The following is an 8446-nucleotide window of genomic DNA, read 5'->3' as shown; positions in this document are numbered from 1 at the left end:
CCCATCCCGAACACGGAAGATAAGCCCACCAGCGTTCCGGGGAGTACTGGAGTGCGCGAGCCTCTGGGAAACGCGGTTCGCCGCCACCATTCATACCTCATAGCCCACTCAGGAGACCCATCTCTCCTCGAGTGGGCTTTTCCTATTTATGCAGAGCGACACAGCAGGGCATGTTTGCTCGAGTAGTTGCAACGCTGTCCTCCACCGGATATGAATTCTTAATACTGCACCGGTGTTGAGTTAATACATGGGCGTAGTCAGCATCTCGATGCCGGACGAACTGGAAGAGCGAATCGATACGTTTGCGGACGAACACGGATACACGGGCCGAAGCGAAGTCGTGCGGGAAGCGGTTCGGAACCTGATGGGCGAGTTCGAGGACAAGCGACTGGAGGACCGCGAATTGATGGCGGTGGTCACCGTGTTGTTCGATTACGAGACGACCACTGTTGAGGAGAAGATGATGCACCTCCGCCACGATCACGAATCCATCGTCGCGTCGAACTTCCACAGTCATGTCGGGGATCGGTACTGTATGGAACTGTTCGTGCTGGAGGGCCAGCTAGAGGACATCTCCGCGTTCGTGGGTAAAGTCCGGGCGACGAAGGACACGCTGTCTGTCGATTACTCGGTCCTGCCGGTCGACGACATCAACATGTTCTCGTGAAATACCATCGACAGCCGAAAACCCTGCCGCGTGCCGGGAGTCCACGAACTGTTTGGGACCTTCAGTAGGCGTTTAAGTCGGGCGCGCGTAGCCGACGGCGATGAAAGATTCTATTCTCGATACAATCGGGTCGCCGCTGGTCTCGGTTCGCGCGCCGGAGGGGGCAACGGTCGCAGCGAAGGTCGAGTCGTTCAACCCCGGTGGGTCCGCGAAAGACCGGCCGGCGAAGTACATGATCGACGACGCCGAGCGAAACGGCTCGCTCGAATCGGGTGATACGCTCGTCGAACCGACGAGTGGCAACACCGGCATCGGGATGGCGATGGTCGGGGCGACGAAGGGATACGATGTGGTACTGGTGATGCCGTCCTCGAAGTCGCCCGAGCGCCGCCAGATAATGAAGGCCTACGGTGCGGAGATCGAACTCGTCGAGGGTGACATCTCGGACGCGAAAGAACGCGCGGACGAGTTGACCGAGCACGACGACTACGTCCAGTTACGGCAGTTCGATAATCCGTCAAATCCGAAGGCTCACTACGAGACGACGGGCGAGGAAATCATCGAGCAGGTCGGCGATCGGACGGTCGACGCGCTGGTGGCAGGCGTCGGAACTGGCGGCACAATCACCGGGACGGGCCGCCGGCTGCGCGAGGCGTTCCCCGAGATGGATATCGTCGCAGTCGAACCAGCCGACAACGCCGTTCTCTCCGGGATGGAACCGGGAACCGGCAAGGACAGCTTCCAGGGGATGGGACCGGGCTTCGTTAGCAACAACTTGGACACCGATCTGCTGGACGACGTGATAACGGTCGAACTCGCGGCCGCGGAAGAAGAGTGCCGGCGGCTCGCCCACGAAGAGGGCATCCTCGTCGGCCAGTCCTCAGGCGGGTCGAACCTCGCCGCGCGCGAGGTAGCCGAACAGCTTGTCGCGGACGGCGTCGACGACCCGCTCGTCGTCACAGTCTACTGGGACAGCGGCGAGCGGTACATGTCCACCGGGATGTTCGACTAAGAACGAAGTCGTTCTGTACGCGCGGAAGCGTGGCCCGAGTCAGGCCCCGAACTCAGATTCGGTCACTCTGACGACGAGCGTGTCGTCCACGTCACGCAGGTCATAGTCGGGAATCGTCTCGCCGGTACGTGTCAGGAGCATCGGCTCGACGAGTTCGGGTGGGCGCTCGGTTTCCACAGCCTGCGTGTCGAGCGCTGGGTCCGTATCAGCCTCTGACGAAGCTTCGTCGTCACTGTCGCCGTCTACGTCCGGCTCGACAATCCCGTACACCTTGAGAAAACGACCGGTATCCTCGGGTGCAATGTCGTCGTCCCGGATCGCCGCCGCAAGGTCCCGAGAGAGCCATTCCGTCTCGCTGATCGATGGGTCACGGACGAACGCGGCGTCGGCAAACCGGACGAGATACCAGTTCAGGTCGTTCAGGAGCGCCACTGCCGCGCCGAGGCTCACGGTGTCGACGGCGACGGTGTTCGAGAACGGTTCCTGCAGGTCGTAGGTCGCGAGTGCGTTTCGCGCAGTCTCGCGCGAGAGGAGTTCGTACCGGAGGTTCACGTCCTCGCTCCCGACGAGACAGACCTGCGTCATAGCTCAACCCTGACCCGCCCCGGAAATTTAGCTTTCGATGGGGACCACGACACGGTCCCGGGCACAGGCTCGGGCGCGCTCGAACAGGTCGTCGGGTTCGGCTGCTCGAACCGCTTCGAGTGAGCCGTTGGTTTCCGGGTGTGACGGCGCGACGCGGTTGCATCCGGTGTCGATTGTCGAGTCCTCGAACGTCCCGATGGCCCGCGCGTGGTCAGTGATCTCGGATTTGTCGACAGTGAGGTTCGGCCGATGTACCGGAAGCACCGTCGCGGCGTCCGTGACGGCGATATTTGCGCTCGTCTGACTGGATTTCTGCCCGATAGCCTCGCCGGTGACGATGCCGACGGCGTCACACTCGCGTGCAATAGCTTCGGCCACCACGAGCATGAACCGGCGGAGCGCGAGCATCCGAAGCGATCCGAGTTCTTGTGAGAGGTCGGCGACGACATCGCCGGCGTCGACGACAGTAACGGACAGGTCGTGGCCGGGCGCGTACGACGCGAGTTCGGAGACGGTCGAGAGCGCCCGTGCTCGGTGGTCGGGGCCGCCGTAGTCACCGAGGTCGACGTAGACGGGTATCACGGGCGCGCCGCGTTTCATCAGCTCCCAGGCGGCGACGGGCGAATCGATGCCGCCGCTGACGAGGGCCACGACGGGCCGCTGGGTGCCAAGCGGGAGACCGCCGGGTCCTGTACGCTTCTCACAGAAGACGTAGGCCTCCTCGGCGCGACACTCGACGAACAGCTCGAAATCGGGGTCGTCGAGGTCGACCGCGGGGTCGCCGCCAAGCTCCTCGATTGTCTCCCAGACGGCGGTGCCACCGTCGGACTCGATGTCGGTACTGGAGAAGGGGTGTGCTTCTGCCGGACCTGCGCGGCGGGCGTTGACGGCGAAAGTGCCGTCATCGTACTCTTCGCGCGTAGTCGCGGCCAGTGCATCTTCGATTGCGGACAGCGTCGGGTCGACAGTGATAACGGCCGAAGCGGAGGTGACGCCGAACGTGTCGGCTGCGGCCGCGGTCACGTCCTCGGGCTGGTCGGTGTGGATGAACAAGCGGTTTCGGCGCTGTTCGATGTCACCGGTCAGCCCGCGCGCGTCGAGCATCGCACGGATGTTGTCCGCCAGTTGGCCCTCCATCTTTCGGCGGACCTGTTCGCTCTTGACGCCGAGTTCCCCGTGGCGGACGAGCACGCTGTCGGCGTCTGGCGGGTGCATGCCCGCGAGTTGACTACCGGCGAGTAAAGGGGTGTCGCCTCGCCGCCTCAGAACGTCGAGAGGTTGCCGTCGATGACCTGTCGCGTGATGTCAGTCACGTCGGCCAGTTCGTCGTCGATTGCGGCCTGGATGTCCGCTTCGACATCGCCGACCGCGACGCCGTCTTCGGTAACAACTGTCGCGTCGGCGACGTGGGGTTCATCGATGGGCGAGCCGATCTGCGAGAGCAGGCGCATCTGGACCTGTCGGATGCCGTCGACCTCGCTCGCGACTGACTGTGCGATCTCCGTCGAGAGAAGATTGTATATCTTCCCGATGTGGTTGACGGGGTTCTTTCCGGATGTCGCTTCCATGCTCATCGGCCTGTTCGGTGTGATGAGGCCGTTCGCGCGGTTCCCGCGGCCCACGGAGCCGTCGTCGCCCTGTTCGGCGCTCGTGCCGGTGGTCGTGAGGTAGATCGATTCGGCGTCGTAGTCGTCAGCCGTGTTGACGTGGACTGTCACGTCCCGGTCGGTGTACTCCCCGGCGAGGTCGGTGACGAAGGCTTTCACGTCTGAGACGGCGGTCTTGTACGCCTCAAGGTCGGGAACGTGCTTGTCGACCATCGCGACGGCGACGGTCACGTCGATGTGGTCGCCCTCGCGTTTACCCATCACCTTCACGTCCTGGCCGACGACGGGGTTCGACTCGGCGTAGTCGCCGGTTAGCTCCTGTTCGGTGTTGCGGACGATCTGTTCGGTTTCGGTCAGTGGCGCGTGGCCGACGCCGTAGCTGGTGTCGTTAGCCATCGGGACCGCCTCGTCGTCGCCGAACACGGTCTGGAGGTCGCCCGAGCCCTCGCCGAGTTGTACGTCGACGATGACATCGGAGCCGAGATCGAGATGGGGGAACTCCTCGTCGAGATAGTCGCGTGCGGCCTGGAGGGCGATGCTTTCTGCGGGGATGCGCTCGCCGTCGTACTCCTTGGTTGCGCGGCCGACCACGAGCAGGTAAATGGGTTCGAGCACTTCGCCGCCGCCGTAGGCGGGCGCGGCAGTGCCGGCGACGAGCTGGGTTTCGTCGGTGTTGTAGTGTAGCACCGTGCCGAACCGGTCGATGTACGTTTGTGCTAGCGCCCGCGACACTGTCTCTGCGACCCCGTCACAGATGGAGTCCGGATGGCCGATGCCCTTTCGCTCTACGACTTCGATGTCCTGGTCTTCGACGGCGAGTCCGCTCGCAGGTTGGACGTGGATGTTCCGCTCGGTCATTATCTCGACTTCGGTTGGCCGGGTTCTATAACTTACGGGAACAGATGAGTGTGAAATGATTACTCGCCCGCATCATCGAGTAGCAGGCCGAGGTAGGAGGTCCGTTGTTGGTCGTTCGGATCGAGGTCGAGGTCCCGCAGCACCTCGTAGGCACCGTCTCGTATCGACTCGATTTCACCGTCGGTTTCGCGTTCGACTTCGACGAACTCGCCAACGTCGTCGACGGCGTCAAGCGTGACGTGGTACCGGCGGACCTCGTACACTCGGCGGTTCTTCCGGACCGTCGCCACCGGCTCGAAGCCCAGGTGCTGGACGATGGCGTCGATGTCGTCGCCGTCCTCGACGCCTGTTTCGAACTCCTCGCGGCTCTTGGACTCCGCTTCGAGGAGAGGTCCCTTGTAGGTGACTTTTGTCGTGGTTTCCCCTTTCCGCGTCTCTCGGCGGACCCGGAACGCCTCGTCGGTCTCGGCGAAGTCCCGATGGGGCGCGTCGTAGTACGTGTCTTCCTGAATGACCGTATCCACCTGCCCGGCATCGAGTTCGTCGAGTCGGTCCGCGACGGCCTCGATGTCCGCTGGCACTTTCACCTCGACTTCGTACATGTACTATAGCTTGGCCGGACTGGTGAAAAGCGCTCCCGTCGACCGCGTCATTTACTGTGTCCGCTCTCCCGGGTAGTAGTATGGCCGGTCGCTACGAACCGATCGACTCCCCGGACGAGACGACCCTCTTCCCGTATCACGACCTGACGCCGCCGACAGTGGCGACAGTCGCACGCGCCCGGCAACGGATCCGCCAGCATCTCCCCGAGACGCCCCTGGTCCGTAGCGAATCGCTCTCCGAGGTCCTCGACGCGGAGGTCCTGCTCAAGCGGGAGGACACCCTCCCGACCGGCGCGTTCAAAGTCCGCGGTGGCGTGAACCTCGTCGCGTCCCTCAACGATGAGTTCCGCGACGCCGGGCTGCTCGCCGCGAGCACGGGGAACCACGGGCTATCTATTGCCTGGGCCGGGCGTGAGTTCGACGTGCCCGTTACTATCGGCGTCCCGGAAGACGCCAACGCCGGAAAGGTCGACGCGCTGGAGCAACTCGGGGCGGAGGTCATTCCCTACGGAGACGATTACGACGAGGCGCGCGAACACATCGAGAAACTGGCCGTCGAGCGCGAGGCGCGCTATATCCATTCGGGCAACGAACCGAGGCTGATCGCCGGGGTCGGAACGGCAGGCCTCGAAATCCTCGACGAGCGGCCCGATGTCGACCGCGTCTTCTGTCCGGTCGGCGGCGGCACTGCTGCGGCCGGATATTGTCTCACGCTCGGCGCGATGGCCGATGCAGCAATCTTCGGCGTCCAGGCCGAAGGAGCGCCGGCGATGTACCGCGCCTGGCACGAGGAGACGCTGGACGGACTCGACAGCGTCGACACCATCGCCGAGGGCGTCGCGACCCGCGTCCCGTTTGCCGTGCCCACCGAAATACTGCAGGAGGGGCTCGCTGGGTTCCGACTCGTCTCCGACGACGCCATCGCTGATGCCGTGGCACGCCTGTTCGAGACGGATCGCATCGTCATGGAAGGAGCCTGTGCGACCGCGGTCGCCGCGGCGTTTCAGGCCGGCGACGAGATCCGCGGCGAGACGGTAGTGCTCCCCGTTTCGGGCCGGAACATCGACCGGGAGAAGTTCGAACGGCTGCTGGCTGAACGCGAGTATTAGCCGACGGTCAGCGAAGTCGCTGGTCCGCTGCTGGCCGGGAAACGTTGTCCTTAAGAGTGCCACGACTGACGAACAGGGTATGAGCAACGAGTCCGAGACTGAAGTCGATGAGGAAACCGCAGACGAAGAAGAGCAGGCAGAAGGCCTGCAGAAAGGCGATGTCGTCAAGCTCGCCTACACCGCCCGCACCGTCGACGGCGGCCAGCTCGTCGATACGACCGACGAGGAAGTCGCTGAGGACGACGGTATCGACACCGAACAGCAGGATTTCGGCCCGCGCACCATCGTGCTGGGCGAGAACCACATTTTCCCGGATGTCGAGCAGGACATCTACGGCAAGGAAGTCGGCGACGAGGGAAGCGTAACCGTTGCCGCCGCCGACGCCTTCGGCGAGTACGACGAGGAAGAGGTCCGAACGGTTTCGAAAGACAAGATCCCCGAGGACGACCGCTACCCCGGCGCACACGTCGACATCGAGGGCGAGCACGGTCACGTCGAGACCATCATCGGCGGCCGCGCGCGAGTGGACTTCAACCACCCGCTGGCCGGCGAAGATGTCGAGTACGACTACGAAATCCTCGAAGAGGTCACGGACCGCGAGGAGAAGGCCCAGGGCATCATCAAGATGATGCTCGACATGGAACTCGACGTGTGGTTCGAGACCGACACCGTCGAGGAAGAACAGCTCGTCGAGAGCGAGGACGACGACGAAGACGAGGAGTCCGAACCTGAGTACGAGACTGTCGAAGTCGAGAAGGACACGCTGTACATCGAGGCGACGCCGCAGCTGACGATGAACCAGCAGTGGATGATGGGCAAACAGCAGATCGCCCAGCAGCTCACGCAGCTGCTCGATATCGACCGTATCATCGTGCAGGAAGAGATCGGTGGCGGCGGCATGGGCATGCCCGGCATGATGGGTGGCATGGGCGGTGCCGGCGGCGCTGACATCGAGGACGCGCTCGAAGACGCGGACGTGGACGCCGAGGAGATCGTCGAAGAGATCGAAGGCGCCGAAGAGTAGCGCCACGAGGCGCTATCCGTTCTGCAGTAGTGAGCGGCAGCAAGCAGTTCTGCGGTACCGAGCGATAGCGCCAGCTATTTTCTGTTGGTCTGCACGGGAGAACCACTATACGGGTAGCATGTCATCACCACCCATGCGCGTGTCGCTGGTGTACCCGTCGCTGCTCGCGTTGCCGCCGGGAATCGCGTTTGGCGTGGGAACGTACGTGCTGACTGCAAGCGCCGTCCTCGGTGTGCTGGCGGGTGTCGGCGTGGGCCTCGGACTGTTCGTGTTGATACTCGTCGGGACGGAGTTCGGATCGACGGACAGAGAGCCACAGCCCGGCCGGAAATAGAATCAGGCGATGTCGCGGCTGGTGTCGATGCTGACCTCTTCGACGAGGTTGAGCTTGATCACGTCGGTGGGGGCGCGTCCGCCGCGGAACTTCGGAATCGCGAGGCGGTTCTCCACCTCGTCGCCGTTCGTCGTCGTATCGAGCTGGAACACCACGTCAGCGAAGTGTTCGGTCGTATCCCGGAGCGGCGGCACGTCGCGCCCGTCCAGACAGTGGACGATAGCGAGGCTGCCGGTGTTGACGATGTGGTTCTGCAGGTCGTTCATAAACGCGCGGAACCGGGAATGCGGCTCCTGGGCCTCCAGTACGTCGAGCGGATCGACGATGAGGTTCGAGGTCTCCGGGAGCGCCGAGACGAGCTTGCCGGCGTTGTCGAGCGGTGCTTCGCCGGAGATGTGTCGCACCGTCGGGTCACCGGTGTTGGCGGGCGTCTGCTCGATGCTCGCGATGACCGACTCAGCGGTCCGGTCCAGTGAGAGCCACAGGGTTCCGCGCGTGGCGGTGAGTTCGTACAGGAACAGTTCCGCCTGGCTGGCCGGTTGGGCAGAGAGCACGACGATGCTCCCGGCAGGGATGCCACCGTCGAGCTTCCTGTCGAGGACATCGATGCCCGTTCGCAACCGGTTGACCATACCAGTGAGGAGTTAC

General features: G+C 63.5%; 10 protein-coding genes and 1 rRNA gene. 6 read left to right on the top strand and 5 right to left on the bottom strand.

The window, feature by feature from the left end:
* The 3 genes from rrf to NDI54_RS16860 all read left to right on the top strand — a co-directional run.
* Nucleotides 1-89 (top strand): 5S ribosomal RNA (rrf, locus tag NDI54_RS16870); the annotation flags it as partial.
* A 158-nt stretch (nt 90-247) separates the two neighbouring features.
* Complete coding sequence (locus NDI54_RS16865) at nt 248-667, top strand: CopG family ribbon-helix-helix protein (RefSeq protein ID WP_053969282.1); 420 nt, start codon at nt 248-250, stop codon at nt 665-667.
* Between the two features lie 100 nt (nt 668-767).
* A complete protein-coding gene (locus NDI54_RS16860; RefSeq protein ID WP_310897607.1) occupies nt 768-1679 on the top strand; it encodes a PLP-dependent cysteine synthase family protein in 912 nt (303 codons plus the stop codon).
* Nucleotides 1680-1718: 39 nt separating this feature from the next.
* Here NDI54_RS16860 and NDI54_RS16855 read toward each other — a convergent pair whose 3' ends face one another.
* From NDI54_RS16855 to cyaB, 4 genes are read right to left on the bottom strand one after another with little or no spacing between them, the layout of a single operon-like run.
* Nucleotides 1719-2264, bottom strand: a complete 546-nt coding sequence (locus tag NDI54_RS16855) for a DUF5804 family protein (protein ID WP_310897606.1) — start codon at nt 2262-2264, stop codon at nt 1719-1721.
* 27 nt (nt 2265-2291) lie between these two features.
* Nucleotides 2292-3479: a tRNA sulfurtransferase gene (locus tag NDI54_RS16850; RefSeq protein WP_310897605.1), complete on the bottom strand. Its 1188-nt coding sequence runs from the start codon at nt 3477-3479 to the stop codon at nt 2292-2294.
* A 47-nt stretch (nt 3480-3526) separates the two neighbouring features.
* A complete protein-coding gene (locus NDI54_RS16845) occupies nt 3527-4729 on the bottom strand; it encodes a methionine adenosyltransferase (protein WP_310897604.1) in 1203 nt (400 codons plus the stop codon).
* Between the two features lie 59 nt (nt 4730-4788).
* Nucleotides 4789-5331, bottom strand: a complete 543-nt coding sequence (gene cyaB / locus NDI54_RS16840) for a class IV adenylate cyclase (RefSeq protein ID WP_310897603.1) — start codon at nt 5329-5331, stop codon at nt 4789-4791.
* Nucleotides 5332-5411: 80 nt separating this feature from the next.
* Here cyaB and NDI54_RS16835 point away from each other — a divergent pair, with 80 nt between their 5' ends.
* The 3 genes from NDI54_RS16835 to NDI54_RS16825 all read left to right on the top strand — a co-directional run bounded on the left by NDI54_RS16835 (nt 5412) and on the right by NDI54_RS16825 (nt 7798).
* A complete protein-coding gene (locus NDI54_RS16835; protein ID WP_310897602.1) occupies nt 5412-6440 on the top strand; it encodes a threonine ammonia-lyase in 1029 nt (342 codons plus the stop codon).
* Between the two features lie 79 nt (nt 6441-6519).
* A complete protein-coding gene (locus NDI54_RS16830) occupies nt 6520-7464 on the top strand; it encodes an FKBP-type peptidyl-prolyl cis-trans isomerase (protein WP_310897601.1) in 945 nt (314 codons plus the stop codon).
* A gap of 133 nt (nt 7465-7597) precedes the next feature.
* Nucleotides 7598-7798, top strand: coding sequence for a hypothetical protein (locus NDI54_RS16825; RefSeq protein WP_310897600.1), 201 nt, complete (start codon nt 7598-7600; stop codon nt 7796-7798).
* Between the two features lie 2 nt (nt 7799-7800).
* Here the strand turns inward: NDI54_RS16825 and NDI54_RS16820 are convergent, their stop codons facing one another.
* Complete coding sequence (locus NDI54_RS16820; RefSeq protein WP_310897599.1) at nt 7801-8430, bottom strand: RAD55 family ATPase; 630 nt, start codon at nt 8428-8430, stop codon at nt 7801-7803.
* Nucleotides 8431-8446 lie beyond the last annotated feature (16 nt).

The organism is Haloarcula terrestris, assembly GCF_031624315.1.
GTDB lineage: Archaea > Halobacteriota > Halobacteria > Halobacteriales > Haloarculaceae > Haloarcula > Haloarcula terrestris.
This window is presented reverse-complemented; position numbering and strand designations above follow the sequence as displayed.